Annotated in this window: 21 protein-coding genes; 10 read left to right on the top strand and 11 right to left on the bottom strand. The window is 70.1% G+C overall.

Going from position 1 to position 22,250, the window contains the following annotated elements; genetic code table 11:
• The coding region (locus ACE3TL_RS03950; RefSeq protein WP_374577425.1) for a PAS domain-containing protein at positions 1-359 on the top strand (359 nt) is incomplete at its 5' end.
• A 19-nt stretch (positions 360-378) separates the two neighbouring features.
• On the opposite strand, the gene ACE3TL_RS03955 is transcribed toward ACE3TL_RS03950, so the two are convergent.
• Both ACE3TL_RS03955 and ACE3TL_RS03960 read right to left on the bottom strand, forming a co-directional pair.
• Positions 379-804, bottom strand: a complete 426-nt coding sequence (locus ACE3TL_RS03955) for a SufE family protein (protein WP_374577426.1) — start codon at positions 802-804, stop codon at positions 379-381.
• Positions 805-849: 45 nt separating this feature from the next.
• Positions 850-1,698, bottom strand: coding sequence for a sensor histidine kinase (locus ACE3TL_RS03960; protein ID WP_374577427.1), 849 nt, complete (start codon positions 1,696-1,698; stop codon positions 850-852).
• Positions 1,699-1,813: 115 nt separating this feature from the next.
• Between ACE3TL_RS03960 and ACE3TL_RS03965 the strand changes: the two genes are divergently transcribed.
• Positions 1,814-3,283, top strand: a complete 1,470-nt coding sequence (locus ACE3TL_RS03965) for a sensor histidine kinase (RefSeq protein ID WP_374577428.1) — start codon at positions 1,814-1,816, stop codon at positions 3,281-3,283.
• Positions 3,284-3,373: 90 nt separating this feature from the next.
• Here ACE3TL_RS03965 and ACE3TL_RS03970 read toward each other — a convergent pair whose 3' ends face one another.
• Complete coding sequence (locus ACE3TL_RS03970; protein ID WP_374577429.1) at positions 3,374-4,246, bottom strand: hypothetical protein; 873 nt, start codon at positions 4,244-4,246, stop codon at positions 3,374-3,376.
• Positions 4,247-4,374: 128 nt separating this feature from the next.
• Between ACE3TL_RS03970 and ACE3TL_RS03975 the strand changes: the two genes are divergently transcribed.
• From ACE3TL_RS03975 to ACE3TL_RS03990, 4 genes are all read left to right on the top strand, one after another.
• The gene (locus ACE3TL_RS03975) at positions 4,375-4,707 is read left to right on the top strand and encodes a DUF1491 family protein (protein ID WP_374577430.1); all 333 of its coding nucleotides are present in this window, start codon (positions 4,375-4,377) and stop codon (positions 4,705-4,707) included.
• Positions 4,708-4,817: 110 nt separating this feature from the next.
• The gene (locus ACE3TL_RS03980) at positions 4,818-5,186 is read left to right on the top strand and encodes a hypothetical protein (RefSeq protein WP_374577431.1); all 369 of its coding nucleotides are present in this window, start codon (positions 4,818-4,820) and stop codon (positions 5,184-5,186) included.
• Between the two features lie 42 nt (positions 5,187-5,228).
• Positions 5,229-6,827 (top strand): peptide chain release factor 3, encoded by a 1,599-nt coding sequence (locus ACE3TL_RS03985; RefSeq protein ID WP_374577432.1) that lies wholly within the window; start codon positions 5,229-5,231, stop codon positions 6,825-6,827.
• A gap of 184 nt (positions 6,828-7,011) precedes the next feature.
• On the top strand, positions 7,012-8,388 hold the full coding sequence (locus tag ACE3TL_RS03990; protein ID WP_374577433.1) for a hypothetical protein: 1,377 nt from the start codon (positions 7,012-7,014) through the stop codon (positions 8,386-8,388).
• Here ACE3TL_RS03990 and ACE3TL_RS03995 read toward each other — a convergent pair.
• The 6 genes from ACE3TL_RS03995 to ACE3TL_RS04020 form a co-directional block, all read right to left on the bottom strand.
• Entirely contained in the window at positions 8,385-9,479 is a 1,095-nt protein-coding gene (locus ACE3TL_RS03995) for a DUF2336 domain-containing protein (protein WP_374577434.1), read from the bottom strand. The genes ACE3TL_RS03990 and ACE3TL_RS03995 overlap by 4 nt on opposite strands.
• 13 nt (positions 9,480-9,492) lie before the next feature.
• Complete coding sequence (locus ACE3TL_RS04000; protein WP_374577435.1) at positions 9,493-10,056, bottom strand: hypothetical protein; 564 nt, start codon at positions 10,054-10,056, stop codon at positions 9,493-9,495.
• Between the two features lie 49 nt (positions 10,057-10,105).
• Complete coding sequence (locus ACE3TL_RS04005) at positions 10,106-10,864, bottom strand: ABC transporter permease (RefSeq protein WP_374577436.1); 759 nt, start codon at positions 10,862-10,864, stop codon at positions 10,106-10,108.
• Positions 10,861-11,622: an ABC transporter ATP-binding protein gene (locus ACE3TL_RS04010; RefSeq protein WP_374577437.1), complete on the bottom strand. Its 762-nt coding sequence runs from the start codon at positions 11,620-11,622 to the stop codon at positions 10,861-10,863. The genes ACE3TL_RS04005 and ACE3TL_RS04010 overlap by 4 nt, the downstream gene beginning before the upstream one ends.
• A gap of 151 nt (positions 11,623-11,773) precedes the next feature.
• Positions 11,774-12,781 (bottom strand): ABC transporter substrate-binding protein, encoded by a 1,008-nt coding sequence (locus ACE3TL_RS04015; protein ID WP_374577438.1) that lies wholly within the window; start codon positions 12,779-12,781, stop codon positions 11,774-11,776.
• A 78-nt stretch (positions 12,782-12,859) separates the two neighbouring features.
• Positions 12,860-14,935, bottom strand: a complete 2,076-nt coding sequence (locus ACE3TL_RS04020) for an ATP-binding protein (protein ID WP_374577439.1) — start codon at positions 14,933-14,935, stop codon at positions 12,860-12,862.
• A 259-nt stretch (positions 14,936-15,194) separates the two neighbouring features.
• Here ACE3TL_RS04020 and ACE3TL_RS04025 point away from each other — a divergent pair, with 259 nt between their 5' ends.
• Both ACE3TL_RS04025 and ACE3TL_RS04030 read left to right on the top strand, forming a co-directional pair.
• Positions 15,195-16,133, top strand: a complete 939-nt coding sequence (locus ACE3TL_RS04025) for an SPOR domain-containing protein (RefSeq protein ID WP_374577440.1) — start codon at positions 15,195-15,197, stop codon at positions 16,131-16,133.
• 237 nt (positions 16,134-16,370) lie between these two features.
• Entirely contained in the window at positions 16,371-16,712 is a 342-nt protein-coding gene (locus ACE3TL_RS04030; RefSeq protein WP_374577441.1) for a hypothetical protein, read from the top strand.
• On the opposite strand, the gene ACE3TL_RS04035 is transcribed toward ACE3TL_RS04030, so the two are convergent.
• Together ACE3TL_RS04035 and ACE3TL_RS04040 are read right to left on the bottom strand one after the other, a co-directional pair.
• A complete protein-coding gene (locus ACE3TL_RS04035; RefSeq protein ID WP_374577442.1) occupies positions 16,709-18,508 on the bottom strand; it encodes an ABC-F family ATP-binding cassette domain-containing protein in 1,800 nt (599 codons plus the stop codon). The two genes, ACE3TL_RS04030 and ACE3TL_RS04035, sit on opposite strands and share 4 nt — an antisense overlap.
• A 44-nt stretch (positions 18,509-18,552) precedes the next feature.
• Entirely contained in the window at positions 18,553-20,691 is a 2,139-nt protein-coding gene (locus tag ACE3TL_RS04040) for a transglycosylase domain-containing protein (protein WP_374577443.1), read from the bottom strand.
• A gap of 47 nt (positions 20,692-20,738) precedes the next feature.
• Between ACE3TL_RS04040 and ACE3TL_RS04045 the strand changes: the two genes are divergently transcribed.
• Together ACE3TL_RS04045 and ACE3TL_RS04050 are read left to right on the top strand one after the other, a co-directional pair.
• Positions 20,739-21,203 (top strand): YcgN family cysteine cluster protein, encoded by a 465-nt coding sequence (locus ACE3TL_RS04045; protein WP_374577444.1) that lies wholly within the window; start codon positions 20,739-20,741, stop codon positions 21,201-21,203.
• A 103-nt stretch (positions 21,204-21,306) separates the two neighbouring features.
• Positions 21,307-22,221 carry a DnaJ C-terminal domain-containing protein gene (locus ACE3TL_RS04050; RefSeq protein ID WP_374577445.1) on the top strand — a complete coding sequence of 305 codons (915 nt, stop codon included), beginning with the start codon at positions 21,307-21,309 and terminating at the stop codon, positions 22,219-22,221.
• Positions 22,222-22,250 lie beyond the last annotated feature (29 nt).

Raw genomic sequence — 22,250 nt, forward strand, 5'->3', positions numbered from 1 at the left:
TGCTGCCGACCATCAGCCTCATCGACGTCCAGCGTGAGCCGATGGACTTCCGCTTGCGCCTGGCGGGCACCGGCCTGTACGGCGTCTACGGGCGCGAGATCACCGGCCGGCGGCTGGGGGAGGTCTATAACCCGGCCGCCGCGGACTACTGGCGGGGCGAACTGAGCAAGGTGGTGGAGGACCGCCGCCCGGCGGTCGGCGTGCACAGCCTGGCTTGGCGCGGGGCGGCGCACATCTCGATCCTGTGGTTGCGGTTGCCGTTGGCCTCCAACGGCCGGGACGTCGACATGATCCTCGGCTACGACGCGGTCGTCGGCGTGCAGGGCGACACCTCCGTCTCGGGCATCCGGGCCGCCTGACCCTTTTGCGGCCGAAGCGTCAGGCCGCGGTCAGCGCCTCGGAGTCGCGACGGATGCGCGCAGCCATCGATGCGAGGCCGTTCGACCGCTGGGCCGAGAGGTGCCCGGCCAGGCCCAGGCGCTCGAAGGCGTCCTTGGGATCGAAGGCGAGGATGGCGGCCGGCGGCTTGCCGGAGAACAGTCGCAGCAGCACCGCGATCAGGCCGCGCACGATATGGGCGTCGGAATCGCCCCTGAAGATCACGCGTCCGTCGGCCTGGGGTTCGGTGACCAGCCAGACCTGGCTGGCGCAGCCGCGCACCTTGTTGGCCTCGTTGCGCTCGGCGTCGGTCAGCGGCGCCAGTTCGCGGCCCAGTTCGATGACGTAGCGGTAGCGCTCCTCCCAGTCGTCCAGCAGGTCGAATTCCTCGGCGAGGTCGGTCAGCTCTTGGTCGATGGTCTTCATGTGCGACAGCGACTTAGGGGGCCGCGAGAGGTTGCGCAACCGACCTCAAGCCAGCGGCAGGCGCACGATGGCGGTCAGGCCGGCGCCGGGCGGCGAGGCGAGCTTCAGCCGTCCGCCCATGGCTTCGCACAGCAGTTGCACGATGGGCAGGCCAAGGCCGGCGCCCTCGATGCGGCGGGTGAGGGCGTCCTCGCCCTGCTCGAAAGGCTGCAGCAGCCTGGGAATATCGCCCGGATCGACGCCGGGGCCGTGGTCGAGGATGGCGATGTCGACATGGCCGCCGACCACGCGGGCGCACACCTCGATCGCCGCGCCTTTGGGCGAGAAGGTGATCGCATTGTGCAGCAGGTTGGCCAGGATGTTGCGCAGGCCGCGCGCGTCGGCCTGGACCGAGGGCAGGCCGCCCCGCTCATGGACCATGATGGTCAGCCGCCGCTGGGCAATTTCGTCGGCCAGGCCGTCGACCGCGTCGTCCAGGGCGTGATCGACGGGCTCGGGCGCCAGCGCCAGGTCCATGGCGCCGCTTTCGAGGCGCGCGATGTCGAGCACCTGGTTCACCAGGCGCAGGAGCCGCTGGCCGCTGGTGCGGATGATGCCCGCATATTCCTTGTACTGAGCCGCGCCGAGCGGGCCGTAGAGCTCTGACTCCAGGATTTCGGAGAATCCCAGGATCGAGTTCAGCGGCGTGCGCAACTCATGGCTGGCCATGCGCAGGAACGAACGGCGCGCATCTTCGTGTGAGGAGTCCGCAGGGCGCGTCCGCTCGGGGGCGTCGGACGCGGTCGGGACGGGGCGGGGGCTGTGCGCCGCTTGGGCCATGGGTACGAACGAAAGCCTCGCGGTCTCGGAGGCTTCAGTATTGGCCTCGCCGCCTTTCGATTTGGTTTCGATCAACAGGAAGGCGTGCGTCGCCCCCAGGTCAGCGGTCGCGTGGGACGCGAGCGCCCTCGCAGGGACTCACCAGCCCCGTTAGGTTCAGCCGACCGAATTTGGAGCCCCGAAGCCCGCCGTGACCGAAAGCCCGCCAGTCAGGACGACCAGCGCGACGGCGCGGGCGGCCGGCCTGCCGGCGATCCTGACGATCGTCGGACTGGGGTTCGTCGCAGCCGTGGCGGCCAGCGCCACGGGCGGGGTGGCCGGGCCGTTCGGGGTCTGGTGCCTGGCGCCGGTGGCCGCCGCCGCGGTGATGGGCCGCACGGACCGCCTGGCGCTGGGGGCGGCGGTGTCGCTCGGCGCGGCCGGACTTGCGGCCATCGGCGGCCTGACCCTGCGCGGAATCGTGCTGCATCCGGCCTATGAGGCGGTGCTGGGCGTCCTGGCCCTGGCCACCATCATCCTCGGCCTCGCCGCCGGGTTGGTGGTGATGCAGCGGAGCGTCGGCCTGGACGCCCGCCGGCGGCGCCTCTCCGAGGCGCGTCTTCGCCAGGCGCTGCACGATCAGCCGCATCTGCTGCTGGCTATCGACGAGGCCGGGCGGATCAGCGGCGCTTGGGGGCCGGTTCCGGCCGGGATCGAGGTGCGCGAAGGCGGCATGATGACCGAGCTGGCGGCGGCGGGATTCCGCCAGCAGGTCGCCGCGGCGATCGCCGAAGCGCGGCGCAGCGGGGCCGGCGAAGCGGCGTTCGCGCCGGCCGGGGCGGCGGATGGCTGGATGGTGCTGGACGTGCGCCGCCGGGGGGCGCGGATGGTCGCCGGGCTGCGGGACGCGCGCGCCGCCCACGCCCGCGAAGTCGAGATGGAGCAGGCGCGCAACGACGCGGAGGCCCAGAACGCCGGCAAGTCCCGCTTCCTGGCCAATATGAGCCACGAGCTGCGCACCCCGCTCAATGCGATCATGGGCTTTTCGGACATCATGCGTCAGCGGCTGTTCGGGCCGATCTCCGACCGCTACGCCGAGTACGCCGACCTGATCCACGAGTCTGGCGGGCACCTGCTGGACCTCATCAACGACGTGCTGGACATGTCGAAGATCGAGGCCGAACGGTTCGAGCTGGCGCTCGAACCCTTCGATGCGAAGGAAGCGGTGTCCGGGGTGCTGCGGTTGATGCGCGGCCAGGCGGAGCGGGCCGGGGTGCAATTGCGCGGGGTGCTGCCCAGGGAACCGCTGGAGGTGGTCGCCGACCGCCGGGCGCTGAAGCAGATCGTGCTGAACCTGATTTCCAATGCGCTCAAGTTCACCCCGCGCGGCGGATCGGTGACGGTGAGCCTGCTGAGCGACGGGCGAAATCTGGAGCTGGTGGTGGCCGATACAGGAGTCGGCATCGGGCCGGAGGACTTGCAGCGTCTGGGCCGGCCCTACGAGCAGGCCGGGGAGGCAACGCAGAAGGCGGCGGGTACGGGCCTGGGCCTGTCGCTGGTGCGCTCGTTCGCCGAACTGCACGGCGGGGCGATGACGATCGAGAGCCGCCTGGGGGAAGGCGCGGCCGTTACCGTGCGGCTGCCGGTGGTGGAGACGCCTCTGGCGGCCAATACGCCATAGAGCGCCTGCCTGGAGCATTTTCCGCCGAAGCGGCTGCCGGTTCGGCGCAGAAAATGCTCTGAATTCAAAGAGACTCGAGCGTGATCCAGCCTAGCGGTTCGCGACCTGGAGGAAGGCGCGGCCGGCGGCGAAGTCGCCGACCTCGACATAGGCCCGGCGGGCGGCGTCGCCGCCGGAGCCGGCGAACAGGAACTCGACCGCGATGGCCTCGCGCGGGTCCAGTTGGCTGAGGACCTGGGCGGCGTCGGCCGGGAAGCGGAAGGCCCAGCCGGTCTTGGTTCCCTTGGGCAGCAGGTCCGATCCGGCCGGGCTGCGGGCTTCGGCGGCGTAGGTCCGCTGGCCGGCGGGCGGCGGCAGGCGTCGGGCCAGAGGCAGGTGCGAGAGCTGCTGGCCTCGGGCGTCGAGATAGGGGCCGAGCGTCACGTCGGCGTCGCGCACGATCAGCCGCGCCGCATAGGGCGCGCGGCCGTCGGAGAAGGTGGCGACCGCCATCAGGGCGTTGGCGCCCTCGCGGCCCGCCAAGCCGAAGGTCATCTGGTCCCAGCCGAAGCGGGTCGATTGCTGCAGCCGCCAGCGGGCGGCGGTTCCGGCGGCGCGGTCGGCGCGCCACTCGGCCATCTCGCCCGGATAGGTCATCCGCGCCAGTTGCGAATAGCCGGCGAAGGCGTCGCGGACGCGGTCGGCGGCCAGTTGCAGATCGCCCGAGCGGCAGTCGGCGGCCGCAGCCTTGGTCCTGGCGCGGCGCTCGATGCGCGCCAGGGTGTCCTTGCCGGCACCGGCGCGGATGGCCGCGCCGCGCGCCTGGGCCTGACCGGCGGCCAGGGCGGCGGCGATCTGTGGCTCGAACAGCCCGCAGCGGGCGTCGGCGGCGGTCATCACCGTGCGCTCGTAGAAGAGGTCGGCGGCGCCAGCCGTCGAAACCCCGGGCGCCGCGAGAAGCCCCCCCGCAGCGGCCAGCCCCATCCATCCACACACGACGCGCCGCGCAGTTCTGCGCGTACTCGTCATGCCTTTTGTTTTTCTCGTATAGGTTCGAGAGCTTTTGCGGGGCAGCCTAGAGCGGCAGCCTTTCGGTTCCGTTACGAGGTCGCATGCTTCTTTCCACCGACATCTGGGTCGCCGCCCTGATCCGCCGGGTCGAGCTTGGCGGCGGCTTTGCGGTGGTGGCGCGAAAGGGCGATGTGCGGGCCGGCAGCGTGCTGGTCAAGGTGCTGCATCGGGGCGAGGGAACCACGCGGCTCTATGCGGAGGCGACGCGCGGCGATGGCGAGCGGGTCTGGATGCGTCCGGCCGCGTCGGAGGCCGAAGCCGACCTCGACCGCTATATCGAGCGGGCGGCGCGCATCGACCCCGACATATGGGTGGTGGAGATCGAGGATCGGGACGGCCGTCACTTCCTGACCGAGCCGGTGGAACAGGGTTAGGATTCACCCTTACCGGGCAATTCACCGCGTCTCTCAACGGCGGCGAAAGCACGTTCATGGCAAGGCTTGGCGCCCCGAACGCGAGTGCCTGCCTGCGTATGCTGTTCCTGTTGAACGATGTCGTCCTGAACCTGGCCGGGGCGTCGCTGTCCCCGAAGATGGCCGGCAAGCGGTTCAAGGCGCTTCCGTTCAACATCGTCAGCAAGCTGGGCCAGGAGCTCTATGCGGAGGACCCGCTGCTGCATTTCGACCGGCCCGAGCGGGCCAGGCGGCTGGCGACCCTGATCATCGCCAAGGCGCCGTCGATCAATGCGGCGCTGTTCGTCGCCCCCTCCTATGGCTGCGCGCCGGAGGACGTCGCCATCCGCTACGCCAATGTCGATTTCGAGGTGATGGCGCGGCTGTCGACCCGGCAGAACGAGGGTCAGCTCGACACCGTCTGGACCGATCGCCAGGTCTGGCGGCGGCTGGCGGCGTAACGCAGGCTTTCCCGCGCCGCGCGGCTGCGCTACCAGCCGCCCATGAGCACCTCTCCCGCCGCCGAGGCCGCGCGCCGGCGCACCTTCGCCATCATCTCGCACCCTGACGCGGGCAAGACGACCCTGACGGAAAACCTGTTGATGGCCGGCGGGGCGATCCGGGCGGCCGGCGCGGTGCGCGCCCGCGGCGAGAACCGCCGCACCCGCTCGGACTGGATGAAGATCGAGCGCGAGCGCGGGATATCCGTCTCGGCCAGCGTGATGACCTTCGATCACGACGGGCTGATGTTCAACCTGCTGGACACGCCGGGCCACGAAGACTTCTCGGAAGACACCTATCGTACCCTGACGGCTGCGGACGCCGCGGTCATGGTGCTGGACGCGGCCAAGGGTATCGAGCCGCAGACGCTCAAGCTGTTCGAGGTCTGCCGCCTGCGCGACATCCCGATCGTGACCTTCATCAACAAGATGGACCGCGAGGCGCAGGACCCGATCGAACTGCTGGACGAAATCGCCTCCAAGCTGGCGCTGGACCCGGCGCCGCTGTTCTGGCCTGCCGGCTCGGGCGGGCGGTTCAAGGGCATGCTGGACCTGCGCGACCAGAAGTTCTTCCCGTTCGTCAAGAAGGCTTCGGACAATGACGGGGGACATCCCGGCGCGGTGGCGTTCGAGGGCAACGCCATCGTCAGCTATCTCGACCCCGACGAGCAGGCCGAGCTGGAAGAGAACGCCATGCTGGTGCAGGAGGCCTCCAAGCCCTTCGATCCGCAGGCCTTCCTGGAAGGCCACATGACGCCGGTGTTCTTCGGCTCGGCCCTGCGCCACTTCGGCGTCGACCAGTTGCTGGCGGGGCTGGGCGCCTATGCGCCGCCGCCCAAGGCCGTGGCTGCGGTGCGGAACGGGGAGCCGACCCACGTCGCGCCGGGCGACAAGGAGGTCACCGGCTTCATCTTCAAGGTCCAGGCGAACATGGACCCCAACCACCGCGACCGCATCGCCTTCCTGCGCCTGACCTCGGGCAAGTTCCAGCGGGGCATGAAGATGAAGGTGCAGAACACCGGGCGGCAGCTTTCGGTCAACGCGCCGATCATGTTCTTCGCCTCCGACCGCGAACTGGCCGAGGAGGCCTTCGCCGGCGACGTGATCGGCATTCCCAACCATGGCGTGCTGCGGGTGGGCGACAGCCTGTCGGAGACCGGGACCCTGCGCTTTGCGGGCCTGCCCAACTTCGCCCCGGAAATCCTGCAGCGGGTGCGGGTGAAGGACCCGCTGAAGGCCAAGCACCTGAAGAAGGCGCTGGAAGGCCTGGCCGAGGAGGGGGTGACGCAGCTCTTCCGCCCGGTGATCGGGGCGGACTTCATCGTCGGCGCGGTGGGGCAACTGCAGTTCGAGGTCATGGCCGACCGGCTGGCCAACGAGTACCAGCTCGAGGTGATCTTCGAGCCGGCGCCCTATGCCGAGGCGCGCTGGCTGTCGGGCGACAAGGCCGAGGTCGAGGACTTCGCGAGCAAGCACAAGGGCGCCATGGCGGTCGACATCGACGAACAGCCCGTCTTCCTGGGCAAGTCGTCCTGGGAGATCGGCTATGTGGGAGAGCGTTTCCCGAAGATCGGCTTCGAACGGTCGAAGGAACGGGCCTAACGGCGGTTAAGCAAGTTTTGCGCCAGTTCGGATCACGCGCCGAACACGAATTATTCAGTTATTGTTAACCATAACGGCCGCGTTAACCACTTGTTTACGATCTCGGCTCCGGCTTTGCTGTTTCCGATCTGAACCCTCCGAGGGCGTCTCGCGATGAGACGCCATGGGTGATCGGAGCCGTCGAATGTTCGAGTTCGGTCGAGAGCTGAAACGCCTGTTCGGCGCCGACGCCGTCAGGGCGCCGCGCGACGGGCTGACCGGCGGGGACGCCTCGCTTCTCGAACTGCTCGACCTGCGGATGATCTCACAGGAAGGCCGCGCGGCCGATATCGCCGCGGGCCGCGTGGGGGCCAAGGACAAGGCTCAACGCCGGCTGGAGGCGGCCATCGTCTGGCGCGAGGTCGCGCGCCGTTCGGGCGATGCGACGATCCTGCGCAAGGCGGCGGCGACCGCCGAGGCGGCGGCCGAGGCCTTCGGGCGCGAGCGCCGCCCCGACGGCTGGGCGCGGGCCCGCTGCGAGCAGGCCTTCTGCGCCATGCTGGGCGCCGAACTGTTCGGCGACGAGGGATTGAACGCGGCTGCCGACGTCGCCTTCCGCGAGGCGCGCGCGGCGGCGCGCGGGGGCCTCGCCCTGCCGCTGGCCGACATCGGCGTGGCGGCCATCGAGGCGCGCGAGCAGATGGGCCTCCTCGACGCCCGCGCCGCGCGCGCGGCGTTCCAGCGCCTGGCGGCGCCGATCGTGGCGCTGCAGAACCTCACCCGTCGTTGCCGGGCTGCGCGCCTGCTGGCGGTCGAGGCGCGGCTGGTGGCGGCCGACATCATGATCGGCTGGGGCGCGCGCCTGCGTGACATCGACATCCTGGCGCTTGGCCGCGACGAGGCGGCGCGGGCGGCCGACGGGCTCGACCCGGCCTATGAGCCGTTGAGCTGGGCGCGGGCCTGCGCCCTGCGCGGCCAGGCCATGGCGCTGATCGGCGAGGCCTCGGGCGAGGTCGAGCCGCTGGCCAAGGCGGTGACGGCGCTGGCCGACGTGGCCGGCGAACTCTCGCGCGAGCACAGCCCGCTGGACTGGGCGCGCGTGCAGACGGCCCTGGCCCAGGGGCTGCAGGCGCTGGGCGAGGCGGGCGCTTCGGAACGCGCCTACGAGCAGGCGGTGACCTGCTACGACCGCGCGGCCCATGTGCTGAAGACCGCGCCGGGCCTGTCGCTGCGGGCGTTCGGCGCTTCCAATCGGGCGCTTTGCCTGGCGCGGTCGGCCGAGCTGTCGGGCGACCTGACGGTGCTGGACGCGGCCGAGGCCGCCTTCAAGATCGAGCTGGCGGACATCTCGGCCCGGCGCGACCCGGCCGCCTGGGCGCTGCTGCAGGTCAATCTCGCACGGCTTTACGAGGCGCGGCTGGACATCACCGGCCAGGACCGCGGCGAGAGGGCCAGCGCGGCCATGGCGCTGAACGCGGCGCTGGACGTGTTCGGGGAACTGGGCCTGCGCTCGCTCTGCGTGATCGCCGCCGACGCGCTGGAGCGCCTGGCCGGTCCGGCGACCGCTCGCCCGGCCTATTAGGCCGCGGCCATGTCGCCGGCCTCGCGGCGGATGCGCCAGAAGCGGATCGTCCGCTGCGCGGCTTCGCGCGGCAGGCTTTCGTAGAGTTCGCCGTATTCGCGCGCGCGGCCCATGGCGTTGGCGTCGCGGTCGAGGATCAGCACCGCGAAGGTGAGATAGAGCGAGCGCTCGAAGCCCGCGGCCTTGCAGACGATGGACAGGGCGTCGAGCTCGCGCCGCTCCAGGATACGGCGGGCGGTGTGGAAATCGATGTCGGCCAGCTCGCTCAGGGCCACCAGGAACTTGGTGGTCTCGCGGGCGCGCAGGAAGCCGGCCAGCACCTGCGGGGTGATGGCGCGGCGGGCGCGCAGGAGCTGCACCTGAGATTCGGCCTCGGCGTAGTCGCTGGGCAGGGCGCCGTCGCGCGTGGCGAGCTGCTTGCGCCCGGCGGCCAGGGCGGCGTCGAGTTCGGCCGGGTCGATGGCCTCGTTGCGCGCGAGGATCTCGCTGCGCAGCCGCGCCTCGACCACGAAGTACATTTCGTTGAGCAGATCTACCGGCAACGATTTGCGCCCGACGACGGCGGCGTGCAGGGCCGGGTTCTCGACCGCGCGGTCGACGACCAGTTCGTGGGTTTCGCGCGACATGCGCGCGCCGTTATTGGCCAGCAGCAGGCTGACCGTGTCGTCGTCGCCACGCTCCACGATGGCTTCCGACACCGCCTCGGACACCATCGGGCGCTGGGAGATGGCGCGCAGATGGTCCTGGCCGCGGGTGCGGGCGACCGATAGCAGATCATCATCGGTCAGGGCGTGCGAGCCTGCGAGGATCGGCTCGGCGACCGTGATCGAGGTGTCGCGAGCCAGGTCGCGCAACAGGCCGCGCGGGGGAGCGCTGCTCTGGGCCATGCGATGGGAGAGCTCCAGCCGCACGGCTTCTTCCATCTCGCCGGCGAGCTGGCTCAGCACGTCGTCGAACAGCTCCATCTCCTCGCCGCGGACCTCTTCGCTCGAGAAGAACAGGTCCGTCACGCCGCGCAGCAGCTCGCGCCGCCGCTCGCTCGACGGTTCGCGCGCCATTTCGAGAAGATCGTGAAGCTTGCTGCGGGCCATGGAAGTGTCGTCTTCAGAAGGAATCCGGACGCGAGCCGAGGGGCTCGCCGTCCTGTTCGTCGGTTTTCGGGGCGGGCGCGTCTGGCGGGCCGATGAGCACGTAACGGTCGCCGGCAGGCGGCTCGGGGATGGCGTCGGGCGTCAGGCCGTAGCCGCGATGGACCGAGTAGAAGCGCGTGTGGCCGCCGGCTGCGGGCGCCACGGCGGCCATGCGCTGCGGAGCCTGCGCCTGGAGCGGAGGCTGGACGGGCGCGGAAGCGACGGGCCGATAGGCCGGCGGCTCGACGGCCGCCGGGGCCGGTTGCCGGACTTGCTGCAACGGCAGCGGAACCTGAGGCTGGAACGGCGCATAGACCCGCGCCTCGCGATAGGCGGTCGGAGCCGGAGGGAGGGCCGATTGCGCGGTCGGCTCGGCCGCGGCCTTGTTCGTCCAGGCGAGGGTCGGGCCGCGATAGGCTTCGCCGGCGACGGCGGTCAGGCGCGCAGCCGAGGGCGGTCCATAGCGATCGCCGGCGGCCTGTGCCGCGGCGAGGGATGGACAGGCGAGCCCGACAGCGATGGCGAGAGCGACGCGCATGCCCGCATCGTTAATCCCAGGTCGCTTAATTCGCGCCTAACGGCCAAGCCTAACGCCCGCGCCACCATTTGAGGCCGGCCTGCTCGATCCGGTCCAGCAAGGCGTGCAGCGCCACGCCCATCAGGCCGAGCACCGCCAGGGCGGCGATCATCCGGGCGGTCTGAAGCTTGTTGCCGGCGTCGAGGATCTGCCAGGCGAGGCCGCGGACGCCGCCAGATCCGGCGCCGAACTCTGCGACCACGGCGCCGATGATGGCCAGACCCGCGCCGACCTTGTGGCCCTCCAGCAGGAAGGGCGCGGCCGAGGGCAGGCGCAAACGCGTCACCCGCTGCCAGCGCGACGCGCCATAGAGGTCGAACAATCGCTCGAGGTCCGGATCGGCTGCATGCAGGCCGGTGACCGCGCCCGAGAAGATCGGGAAGAAGGCCACCAGCACCGCCAGGGCGATGATGGCGCGCTCGGGGTGGTCGATGCCGGCCCAGATCAGCACCAGCGGGGCGATGGCCACCACGGGCGTCACCTGGAGCACCGAGGCCAATGGCCGGACGGCGGCTTCCAGCAAGGGGTTGAGCCCGACGAGGACCGCCAGGCCGACCGCCGTCAGGCTGGCGATGGCGAGCGCGATCAGGGCCGTCGAAAGCGTGATCCAGGAGGCGGCGGCGAGCGCCGGCAGGTCCTGGACGAGCGCGATCGCCACGCCGGACGGCGGCGGCAGGAAATAGGCCGGTACGCCAAGCGCGCGGACGGCGATCTCCCAGGCCGCGAGCAGCAGGGCGACCAGGACGAGCGGGGCGAGCAGCCGGCTCATACCGTCGCCCCCATGCCCTCAGCCAACAGGGCCGAGACCTGCTCTACCGCGTCGCGGAAGACCGGGGAGGTGCGGAAGCCCGCGGGGCGGGGCAGGGGCGCATCGACCTCGGCGATCCCGGCCAGATGGCCGGGGCCGCGGGTCAGCACAGCCACGCGGTCGGCCATGTAGACGGCCTCCTCGACATTATGGGTCACGAAGACGATGGCGGGCTGGGCGGCTTGCCACAGTTTCAGGACGTCGTCGGCCAGGGTGCGGCGGGTGATCTCGTCCAGGGCGGCGAACGGTTCGTCCAGCAGCAGCAGGCGTGGTTCGGTGACCATGGCGCGGGCGAGGGAGGCGCGCATCGCCATCCCGCCCGACAGGGTGGCCGGCCGCGCGGCTTCGGCGCCCGCCAAGCCCACGCGCGCAAGGGCCGCATCAGCGCGGGCGGCGGCGGCCTTGCGGTCCATGCCGGAGAGTTCGAGCGGCAGGGCGACGTTGGCGCGTGCGCTGAGCCAGGGGGCGAGGGTGGGGGCCTGGAAGACCACGGCGGTCTCGCCGCGCCCGGCGGCGCGCCGCACCTGGCCGCGGGTCGGGCCCTCCAGCCCCGCCAGCAGGCGCAGGGCGGTGGACTTGCCGCAGCCCGACGGACCGACCAGGGCCAGGATGCGCCCGGCGTCGATCGCAAGATCGATCGGCCCCAGCGCCCGGCCGCGGCCGGGATAGTCGACCTCGACCTTTTCCAGCGCCGCGACGGTCACGAGGGCTGCACCCACAGATGCTCCCCCTGTGGGCGAGCTGTCCGCCGAATGGCGGACTGAGGGGGACTGCGATTCATTCCATCGGAAGAGCAGGCCCCCTCCGTCTCGATGCTGCGCATCGATCCACCTCCCCCAGAGGGGGAGGATCTGACGAAGCCAACCATCGCTACTTCGTCACGAACTGCAGGGTGTAGGCGCGCTTGTAGTCCATGTCCTTGGGGTAGACGCCTTGGGCGGCGGCGAGGTCGAAGAACTCGGCCCAGCGGGCGTCGGTCATCACGCCGATCCCGCCGGTCTGCGCGTCGCCGGAGTCCACGATGCCGTAGGTCTTCATCTTTTCGCGGGCCTGGTCGAGGACGTCCTGGGTCATTTCCGGGTTGTCCTTGCGGATCAGGGCGTCCCCAGGCGTGGCGTCGCCGTCGAGATAGCTTTTCCAGCCGGCGGCCGAGGCCTCGACGAAGGCCTTCACCGCGGCGGGGTTCTTCTGAATCAGGCTGTCGGAGACCAGGATCATGGTCGCGTAGCCGGGGTAGCCTTCGTCGGCCAGCAGGAACACCTTGGGTTTCAGGCCCGCCTGCTTCTCGATCGTGTAGGGCTCGGAGGTGATGTAGCCCTGCTGGACCACGCGCTTGTCGGCCAGGAACGGCGCGGCGTTGAAGGTATATTTGCGCACCTGGTCGTCGGTGAAGCCGTATTTCGCGCGCAACCACACCCAGAAGGCGGAGACCGAGGCGTCGGACAGCAGGATCGGGCGGCCCTTCAGGTCGGCGATCTTCTCGAGCCCCTGGTCGGGATGGGCGATCAGGACCTGCGGGTCCTTCTGCATCATCGCCGCGACCGCCTTCACCGGGATCTGCTCCTTGGCGAGGTTCATGACGATGAAGCTGTTGGAGCCCATGCCCGCCTCGACAGCGCCGGAGGCCAGGAGCTGGGGCACGTTCACGCCCGGCCCGCCCTGGACAATCTGCACGTCCAGGCCGCGCTTGGCGTATTCGCCGGTCGCCAGGGCCTGGTAGAAGCCGCCCTGCTCGGCCTGCGCTTTCCAGTCGGTGGCGAAGCGGATGACCGTGCGCCCGTCCGGGGCCTTGGCCGCGTCCTCGTTCTTGGCCGGCGAACAGGCGCAGGCGACAGCCGCAAGCAGGGCGGCGGCGAGACGCAGAAGCTTCATGGACATCCCCCAGACGACAAGGCGGGCGGAGCCTAGTGCCGTTTAGCCCGCGGGCAAACGTCCGAAACGCCGAAAACGACGAGTTCAGGCCGCCGCGGCGCCCCGCCGTTCCCCGGTCAGCCACTTGGCCAGCACCGCATGCAGGGCCTGGATCTGGATCGGCTTGCCGACGGCGGCGTTCATGCCGGCCTGGAGGCAGGCGGCTTCCACCTGCGGCATGACGTCGGCGCTCATCGCGATGATCGGCGTGGCCGCATGGTCGCCGCCCAGGGCGCGGATGGCGCGGGTCGCCTGCAGCCCGTCCATCCGCGGCATGTGCACGTCCATCAGGATCAGGTCGCAGGCCTGGGTGCGAACGGCGTCCAGCGCCTCCTGACCGTCCTGCGCCAGGACCACCTCGCAGCCGAGCAGGCCCAGCACCGTGGCGCCCAGTTCGCGGTTCATGGGATGATCGTCGACTAGCAGCACGCGGGCCTTGAGCGGCGCCTGTTGAGGCTGCGGCGCTTCGGCGGCGACGGGCGCCGCAGCGCGCTCGGCCGGGATTTCGAACCAGAAGCTGGCGCCTGAGCCTGGCTTGGTGTCGACGCCGATCTGGCCGCCCATCAGTTCGGTCAGGCCGCGGCAGATGGCCAGGCCGAGCCCCGAGCCGCCATGGGTATGGCTGATGGAGGCGTCGGCCTGGCTGAAGCGCATGAACAGCCGCTCGACCTGCTGGGGGGCGACACCCGGGCCGGTGTCTGTGACGGTGAAGCTCAGGGTGGAGACCGCTTCCCGGTCGATGACCTGCACGTCGAGCGCCACGCGGCCCTGCTCGGTGAACTTGATGGCGTTGGAGAGCAGGTTGAGCAGGATCTGGCGGACCCGCAGATCGTCGACCAGCAAGGGCGCCTCGACCGGGCCGATGAAGCCGAGCTGGAGGTCCAGGCCCTTGCGCCGGGCGGCCTCGGCGACGATGGCCAGGGCGTCCTGGGCGATGCGCCGTGGGGCGGCCGGGGCGCGCAGCAACTCGACCTCTCCGGCCTCCATCTTCGAGAAATCGAGGATGTCGTTGACCACGGTCAGCAGCGAGGCGCCGGCGCGGTCGATCAAGGACAACTGCCGCCGGGCCGGCTCGGGAAGGTCGTCGCGCTTGAGCAGCACCTCGGTGAAGCCGACGATGGAGGTCATGGGCGTGCGGATCTCGTGGCTCATGGTCGCCAGGAACTGCGCCTTGGCCTGTCCGGCCGCCACCGCGCGGGTCCGAGCCGCCTGGGCGATGCGGGTGCGGCCGGCCCACAGCCGCTTCATCCGCTTCTGGCTGGCGGTCGCCATGGCGATGATGAGGCTGGTGAAGAACGCCAAGGCGATCAGGAACTGCATGCTGCGGACCTTCTCGGCGAAGGTCCAGGTTTCCTGGTGGCGGACCACTGGCAAGGCCACGATCAGCGCCGGCATGATGACCGCGACGATCAGGGCGCCGACCGCCGCGCCGCGTGGCCCAAGCCGGAAGGCGGCGAAGGTGAGGGCGGGGAACAGGAACAACGTCAGCGGAAAGCGGACCGGCGCGAAGGCGAGGACGCTCATCGCCGCGATGAGGCCGTAGATGGCGACTTGCTCGGCCGCCGGCCGGCGGAAGTCGCGGCTCATGTCGGGGCGCAGGATCATCAGGCCCGCGGGCAGCACGATCGCCATGCCCAGGGCGTGACCGTAGAACCAGTTGGTCAGGACGACGTCGAAGCTGCGGCCGTAGATGGTGAAGATGTCGGCGGCGATCACCGCGCCGGCGGCGGTGGCCGGGGCGACCGCAAGCAGCAGCAGGCGCGCCACGCGCGTCAGGCTGGTCAGACGCATGGTCTTGCCGCAGACCTTGCGAGCCAGCCAGGCGGTGGCGAAGGCCTCGGCGCAGGTCAGCAGGGGGAAGGTGAAGGCGATCGGCGGCGGGTTGCCGATCATCAGATTGTAGGCGAGCTGCACCAGGTAGCAGGCGAGCAGGACGCCGAGGCTCCAGCGCCAGGGCAGCAGCAGAAACGCCTGGGCCAGCACCCCGCCGGCCAGCCACACGGTCGCGATTCCCGCCCCCTCGCGCGTGAGGGTCAGGCTGAACAAGGCGACCACCGCGTAGGCCAGGGTCAGGCCGACGCTGAGCGTCAGGTTGTGAGACCGGGTGGTCCGAGCGGTCATCGAAGCTTCCCGCGGGTAGGCGCGAAATCCTGGACGTTCTTTGGAACCAAAGGCTTAAGGCGATGCGATGCGGACAGTTTGTCACATCCCTGGGTGGTTGGCGTCCTTGGCGCGGTTCGGCCGCGCCCAGCCGGCTCGGGCAGGAACTTTCGGCTTATCCACAGGGAATGGCCGCGCCTGGCCGCCGCGGGGCGAGAATGGCGTTAACCTTGAACGCCCGTCACAACCGACGGGACAAGAGGGGGACGAACCTGGCGTGATGGGGCGGTTGAAGGCGATCGGATTGGGGGCGGGAGCCGCGGTGGCGCTCGCCGGCGGCGCTCTGGCCGACAGCGCGTTCAGCGCCGCCGAGCAGCGCGCCATCGCTGCCAGCGGGCTGCCGCGCGCCTCGGTGGTTTCGGTCAAGCCTGACGTCGTGGTGGCGATCCGCAATCGCGGGACGGTCAGCCAGGGCGGCGGCGTGGTCGAGGGCGTCGTCCTGCAAGGCGAGGTGGTGTCGGCGCAGGCCGCACAGATGCTGGGCTACCGCTCGCTGCGCTCGACCGTGAACATAGACTGCGCGCGCCGCCGCGACCTGGTGGTGAAGATGACCGTCTTCACCGAGCCGGGCGCCAAGGGCGTCGCGATCAACCGGCATGTGCCTGGAGGGTGGGTGCAGCCCTCGCCAGACGCCTATCTTTCCGACGTGATCCGGGCCGTGTGCGCGGCTCTGCCTCGTGAAGCGCTGGCCGCGCCGCAGCCGCTGGACCCCTCGCCGGGCCGGGCGGCGGCGGCGGCGCCGCGGGAGCCCGGCGCCGAGGAGGACGGTCCGGTCCGGACCTCGCTCGACGCACGCGTGGCCCGGACGGCGGCGGCTCCTGCTCCACCGGTCGCGTCCACAGAGCCGTTGCGGGGAACGCTTCCCCCGCCGCCGCCCGCGCAGGCCCCGAAGGCGGAACCGAAGCCAAGTCCCGCGCCGCCGCCCGTGCGGACGCCCGGCAAGGTGGCGGTCCAGATCGCCGCTTCGGCCACGCCGGCCCAGGCGCGGGAGACCCTGGGCAAGCTGCGCGGCAAGATCGCGCCGCCGTTGGGGACCGACGTGCGCAGCGTGGTGATCGACGGGCGGACCTTCCATCGGGCGCTGGTCACCGGCTTCCGGACCAAGGCCGAGGCGCAGGCGTTCTGCAACGGGTTGAAGGGCGATTGCTTCGTGCGGTGAGCCAGTAATCGGGTGGCGTGCAAATTGTATAGAATTGTAAAATGCCGCTCCGATTTGTAAAATCGTCTTGATGGACGTCAAGAAACGCCTCGAACCGGGCGATATGAGTTCCTGACTTAATCACCGATTAATCGCGGCCTCCGATGGAGGGGCCTGGCGTGGTGGTGTGGGAGCGAAGATGTTCTTCGGGATTTTCAAGCCGGGGCAGGCCGTCGGAGCGCCTCTGGAGGCGCGCTGATGGCGGACGGCGGCAATGTTATCGCCTTTCCCCGCCGTGATGGACGCGCCCGGCACGATGCGGCGCTGTCGGCGGTGGTGATCGTCTCATGCGCCTTGCGGGCCCTGGGCGAACCCGCGCGACTGCCCGACCTAGCGCGGCTGGCCAGTTGCGTCGATCCGCGGCTGGACGAGACGGCGGTCGCCAGGGTGCTGGCCGGGGAGACCCTGAGCGATCTTGACGGGGTATTGCCGTTCACGCTGTTCCGCCGCGTCGAACTGGCGGGCGAAGAGGCCTGGGCGTTCTCGCCGGAATATCGCGCCGTCACGCTGGAGGCGGGACTGGCGCCGGAGAGGCGTTAGCGGGCGAGGGCCTCGCGGCGCTCCTCCAACTCCAGCCATTCCAGCTCGGCGGCGTCCAGATCGGTGCGGGCGGCTTCCAGCGCTGCGCTCAGGCGGGAGAAGCCGGCCGGGTCGCGGGCGTAGAGGTCCGGGTCGGCGAGATCCTGCTCCAGCCTAGCGATCTTGCCCGGCAAGGCATGGATCAGGCCGTCCAGTTCCTGCAGGCGGCGCTGGTCCTTGTAGGAGAGCTTGCTGGCCGCCTTGGGCGTCTCGGCTTTCGGCGCGGCAGGCTTGGGCGCGGGGGCCTGGGCCGCGCCGGCGGCGACCGACTGGAAGAAGCCAGGGTTCTGCGAGAGGAAGTCCTGCCATCCGCCGGGCGTCTCCACGACCTTGCCGTGGCCGTTCAGGGCGATGGTCGAAGTGGCGAGGCGGTCGACGAAGTCGCGGTCGTGGCTGACCAGGATCAAGGTGCCTTCGTAGTCGGCCAGCAGGTCCTCGAGCAGGTCGAGGGTGTCCATGTCGAGGTCGTTGGTCGGTTCGTCCAGCACCAGCAGGTTGGCGGGCGTGGCGAGCGCGCGGGCCAGCAGGAGGCGGTTGCGCTCGCCGCCCGACAGGCTGCGAACAGGCTGACGCAACTGATTGTCGGTGAACAGGAATTCCTTGGCGTAGGCGGCCACGTGCTTGGGCTGACCGCGCACCATCACCTGATCGCCGCCGCCGGGCGTCAGCACGTCGCGCAGGGTCATGTCGGGCTTCAGGTCGGCGCGGCCCTGGTCGATATAGGCCATCTCCAGATTGACTCCCAGGGTCACGCCGCCGGTGTCGGGCGCTAGTTCGCCGAGCAGCAGCTTGACGAGGGTGGTCTTGCCCGCCCCGTTCGGGCCGACGATGGCGACGCGGTCGCCGCGCATGATGCGGGTCGAGAAGTCCTTGACCAGGACGCGCTCGCCGAAGGCCTTGGAGATGCCCTTCACCTCGGCCACGCGCTGGCCTGAGAGGCCGGAGGAGGCCAGGCCCATGGAGAGGTCGCCGCGCACCTCGCGCATCCGCTCGGACTTGACCTTGCGCAGGTCCAGCAGGGCGCGGCGGCGGCCTTCGTTGCGGGCGCGGCGGGCGGTGACGCCGCGGCGCAGCCAGTACTCTTCCTTCTCAAGCTGCTTATCGAGGCGACGCGCCTCCTCGGCCTCGGCGGCCAGGATGCGCTCGACCCACTCGTCGAAGGCGGAAAAGCCCTTGTCGAGCCGGCGCACCCGGCGGTGTTCCAGCCAGAAGCAGCGGCTGGTCACCCGCTCCAGGAAGGCGCGGTCGTGGCTGACGATGACCATGGCCGCGCGGCTGGCGGCCAGTTCGGCCTCCAGCGTCTCGATGGCCAGGATGTCGAGGTGGTTGGTCGGCTCGTCCAGCAGGATGACGTCCGGCTCCTCGGCGAAGGCGCGGGCCAGGGCGGCGCGGCGGATCTCGCCCCCCGAAAGGCCTTGGGCGGGTTTGGCCGGGTCGATCCCGAACAGCTCCAGCGCCGCTTCGCCGCGGTGCGGCTCGGCGCCGCCGGCGACCACGTAGTCGAGCAGGGTCGCGCCTGTGATGTCCGGCTCCTGCGGCACATAGGCGATGCGGGTGGCGGGCTGGAGCGTGCGCTCGCCCTCGTCGGCGGCGATCTGGCCGGCGAGGATCTTCAGGAGGGTCGACTTGCCCGCGCCGTTGCGGCCGACCAGACAGGCGCGCGAGCGCGGCTCGATGGCCAGGTCGACGCCGTCGAACAGCATCTTGGGACCGTCGGCGAGGCGGACGTCCTTGAGGGCGAGAACGGGGGGCTTCATCGGCGCACGCACATAGCGATCCGCGCGCGCCGATGCAAAGCGCGTCAGTGTGGTTCGGGCTCGAAACGCGGGCGGACGGGGTCGGGATCGGGCAGGTCGAGCATCGGCGGATCGGGATCGGCGCTTTGCGCGGCCTCGCCGAACTCGGCCGCCAGGCCCTGGTAGAAGCCGTTGCGCGGGTCGTCCTCGTAGATCGGCTCGGGATCGGGCAACAGCCAGTCGAAGTCGTGGCTGGGCAGGCTCATGTGGGCCGTGACCATGAAGTCCTTCCAGATGCGTGCGGCCACCTCGCCGCCGGTGACCTTGTTCATCGGCGTGTCGTCGTCGTTGCCGACCCAGACCCCGGCGACGTAGTCGGGCGTGAAGCCGATGAACCAGGCGTCGCGGAAGTTCTGGCTGGTGCCGGTCTTGCCGGCCGCCGGCCGCCCGAAATTGGCCCGCGTCCCAGTGCCGCCGGTCACCACCTTCTGCATCATCTTCACCATGATGCTGGCCCAGTGGATGTCGTAGGCCGGGACCGGCGAGGCGGTGCGGTGCGTGAAGATCGTCTGGCCGTCCGCGGTGCGGATTTCGGCCACGACATAGGGCGTCAGGCGGTTACCGGCCTGCTGGAAGACCTGGTAGGCGCTGGTCATCTCGATCAGCGGAACCTCGTAGGCCCCGAGCGACACCGAAAGGTTCGGATTGGGCGGCAGGGTGGTGATCCCGAACCGCATGGCCAGGTTGGCGATGGCGGAGGGGCCGACCTCCTCGCCCAGCCTGACCGCCACGGTGTTCAGCGACCGCGCCAGGGCGCTCTCGACGGTGACCTCGCCGGCGTACTTGCCGCCGAAGTTCTTGGGCTCCCAATCGCCGATCTTGACCGGGCTATCGACGCGGGTGTCGGTGGGCAGGACGCCCGTCTCGACGGCCGCGGCGTAGACGAAGGGCTTGAAGCTGGACCCCGGCTGGCGGCGGGCCTGGACCGCGCGGTTGAAGACGCTCCTGGCGTAGTCCACGCCGCCGACCATGGCGCGGACGGCCCCGGTCGAATCCAGGGCGACCATCGCCCCCTGGCTGGCGCCGATCGTCTTGCCGTCGGCCTCGATGATGCGGCGCAGCCCCTCGGCGCCGGCCTTCTGCAGCCTGGGATCGACGGTAAGGGTGACGATCAGGTCGGGCGAAGCCTCGCCGACCATCTTCAGCACCTCGGTCTGCGCATAGTCGACGAGGTAGCCGTAGTCGCCTTCGCTGGTGAGCGCGGTCGAGGCCAGTTGCGGCGGGCGGGCGAGCGCCGAGCGCATCTCGGCCTCGCTGATCCAGTTCTCGCCCCGCATGCGCTCGAGCACCAGCCGCTGGCGCTTGAGCGCCTTGTCCATGTTCCGGTGCAGGGCCATGCGCGAGGGCGCCTTGGGCAGGGCCGCCAGCAGGGCGGCTTCGGACAGGTTGAGCTGGCTGGCCGGCTTGTCGAAATAGGTGCGCGAGGCGCCGTCGAGCCCGAAGGTGTTGGCGCCGAAATAGATGCGGTCGAGATAGAGCTCCAGCACCTCGTCCTTGCTCAGCAGCCCTTCCAGCCGATAGGCGAGGGCCGCTTCCTGCACCTTGCGCTTGATGTTCTGGGCCGGGCTCAGGAACATGCCCTTGGCGAGCTGCTGGGTGATGGTGGAGCCGCCTTCCACGACCCGCCCGGCCTTGTGGTTGGCGTAGGCGGCGCGCGCGATGGCCCACGGATCGACCGCGCCATGGTGGTAGAAGCGCCGGTCCTCGGCCGCCAGGAACGCCTTGGGCACGTAGTCGGGCAGCTGCTCCAGGTCGACCCGCTCGCCGTACTGCGGCCCGCGCGAGGCGATGAAGGCGCCGTTCATGTCGTAGAACTTGATCGCCGGCGCGCGGGTGGAGGCGTAGAGCTGCTCGCGCGAGGGCACCGGCGGCAGATCCTGCAGGTACTTCTCGCTGACATAGTTCCAGGCTGCGAAGGCGGCGACGCCCGCGCCGATCACCAGGACGACGACCAGGGCGCCCAACCACTTCAGGGCGCTCAGCCAGAAACGCGACGCTCCGCCGCCCTTGCCTTTACGGCGCCCGCGCGGCAGGTCGGCGCGGAACGGCTCGTCCGGCGCCGGGGCCGGCTCGGGCGGATCGCCGCGGCGCAGGCCGCCCAGCGGGCGTTCGGAAGACGGCGGCTCGTGGTTTTCGTCGGTCACGGATAAACTGGGGCGGCGTGGTTTGGCTTGTTTAGGGTGTCTCTAACATGGCTTCGAGGCCTTTCTGGGAAACGAAGTCTCTTGAGCAGATGACTGTTCGCGAGTGGGAGAGCCTGTGCGACGGCTGCGGCCTGTGCTGCCTGGTCCGCTTCGAGGACGAGGATAGCGGCGAGATTTTCCCGACCCGCGTCCATTGCAAGCTGTTCGATTCCGAGCGCTGCACCTGCACCAACTATGCGGAGCGCAAGAAGTACGTTCCCGACTGCATCAAGCTCACGCCGGGCAATATCGAGCGGCTGAGCTGGATGCCGTTGAGCTGCGCCTATCGCCGTATCTACGAGGGCAGGGGCCTGGCCGACTGGCATCCGCTGGTTTCGGGTGATCCGGAGAGCGTCCATGCCGCCGGGGTGTCGATCCGAGGCGAGACCATCAGCGAGGAAACGCTCGATGATCCGGAGGAGGCGGTGGAGTACGCCGCCTGGGACCTGCTGGAAGAACGGGGCAGGGATTGAGCGCCGCAGATATGTGGTAAATATGTCACATGAAGGCTTGCGCCGGGCGGCAAACGGCCTAATTGATGACCTCGAGTTTCACGGATGTTCGGAGAGGTAATTCTTGGCGCGCGACCCCTACCAGGAGCTGGGCGTGCCTCGCAGCGCGAGCGCTGACGAGATTCGCAAGGCGTTCCGCAAGCTGGCCAAGCAGCACCACCCGGACACCAATCCCGGCGACAAGACCGCCGAGGAGCGCTTCAAGCGCGTGAGCGCGGCCTTCGATATCGTCGGCGACGCCGAGAAGCGCAAGAAGTTCGACGCCGGCGAGATCGACGCCGACGGCCGCGAAACCATGCGCGGCTATGGCGGCGCGGGCGGGCCCTTCGGCCAGGGCGGCCCGTTCAACCAGGGCGGCGGGCGCTATGCCGAGACCATGGAGGGCGGCGATCTCGGCGACCTCTTCAGCGAGATCCTGGGGCGTCGCGGCGGCGGCGGCGGTTTCGGCGGGTTCAGCCAGCGCGGCTCGGACGTGCGGGCCAAGCTCGACATCGACCTGGAGGACATCATCCAGGGCGCCAAGAAGCGGATCGCCTTCTCAGACGGCCGGACCATCGACGTGACCATCCCCAAGGGGGCCGAGGATGGCCAGACCCTGCGCCTGAAAGGGCAGGGTTCGCCCGGTCGCGGCGGCCCGGGCGATGCGTTCATCGAGCTGGCGGTGCGACCGCATCCGCTGTTCCGGCGCGAGGGCGACATCTTGGTCATGGACCTGCCGGTGACGATCCCGGACGCGGTGCTGGGCGGGAAGGTCGAGGCGCGCACGCCCGACGGCCCGGTGACCCTGACGGTCCCGAAGGGCGCCAACAGCGGCCAGTCGCTGCGTCTGAAGGGCAAGGGGCTGGTCGACGGCCGGGGCAAGCGCGGCGACCTGCTGGCGCGGATCGTTCTGGTGCTGCCGGACAAGCCGGACGCCGAGTTGGAGAGCTTCGCCGAGCGCTGGCGCAAGGAGCGTCCGTACAAGGCCAAGAAGAAATAAGCCCTGCGGCCTCGTGACAGGGCTGGCGG

It is taken from the genome of Phenylobacterium sp., from assembly GCF_041920015.1.
Classification (GTDB): domain Bacteria; phylum Pseudomonadota; class Alphaproteobacteria; order Caulobacterales; family Caulobacteraceae; genus Phenylobacterium.

Coding starts and splice junctions, on each gene's coding strand:
- ACE3TL_RS03955 (WP_374577426.1), bottom strand. CDS start 804: ATGAAGACCATCGACCAAGAGCTGACCGACCTCGCCGAGGAATTCGAC.
- ACE3TL_RS03970 (WP_374577429.1), bottom strand. CDS start 4,246: ATGGGGCTGGCCGCTGCGGGGGGGCTTCTCGCGGCGCCCGGGGTTTCG.
- ACE3TL_RS03975 (WP_374577430.1), top strand. CDS start 4,375: ATGCTTCTTTCCACCGACATCTGGGTCGCCGCCCTGATCCGCCGGGTC.
- ACE3TL_RS03985 (WP_374577432.1), top strand. CDS start 5,229: ATGAGCACCTCTCCCGCCGCCGAGGCCGCGCGCCGGCGCACCTTCGCC.
- ACE3TL_RS03990 (WP_374577433.1), top strand. CDS start 7,012: ATGTTCGAGTTCGGTCGAGAGCTGAAACGCCTGTTCGGCGCCGACGCC.
- ACE3TL_RS03995 (WP_374577434.1), bottom strand. CDS start 9,479: ATGGCCCGCAGCAAGCTTCACGATCTTCTCGAAATGGCGCGCGAACCG.
- ACE3TL_RS04000 (WP_374577435.1), bottom strand. CDS start 10,056: ATGCGCGTCGCTCTCGCCATCGCTGTCGGGCTCGCCTGTCCATCCCTC.
- ACE3TL_RS04005 (WP_374577436.1), bottom strand. CDS start 10,864: ATGAGCCGGCTGCTCGCCCCGCTCGTCCTGGTCGCCCTGCTGCTCGCG.
- ACE3TL_RS04015 (WP_374577438.1), bottom strand. CDS start 12,781: ATGTCCATGAAGCTTCTGCGTCTCGCCGCCGCCCTGCTTGCGGCTGTC.
- ACE3TL_RS04020 (WP_374577439.1), bottom strand. CDS start 14,935: ATGACCGCTCGGACCACCCGGTCTCACAACCTGACGCTCAGCGTCGGC.
- ACE3TL_RS04025 (WP_374577440.1), top strand. CDS start 15,195: ATGGGGCGGTTGAAGGCGATCGGATTGGGGGCGGGAGCCGCGGTGGCG.
- ACE3TL_RS04030 (WP_374577441.1), top strand. CDS start 16,371: ATGGCGGACGGCGGCAATGTTATCGCCTTTCCCCGCCGTGATGGACGC.
- ACE3TL_RS04035 (WP_374577442.1), bottom strand. CDS start 18,508: ATGAAGCCCCCCGTTCTCGCCCTCAAGGACGTCCGCCTCGCCGACGGT.
- ACE3TL_RS04045 (WP_374577444.1), top strand. CDS start 20,739: ATGGCTTCGAGGCCTTTCTGGGAAACGAAGTCTCTTGAGCAGATGACT.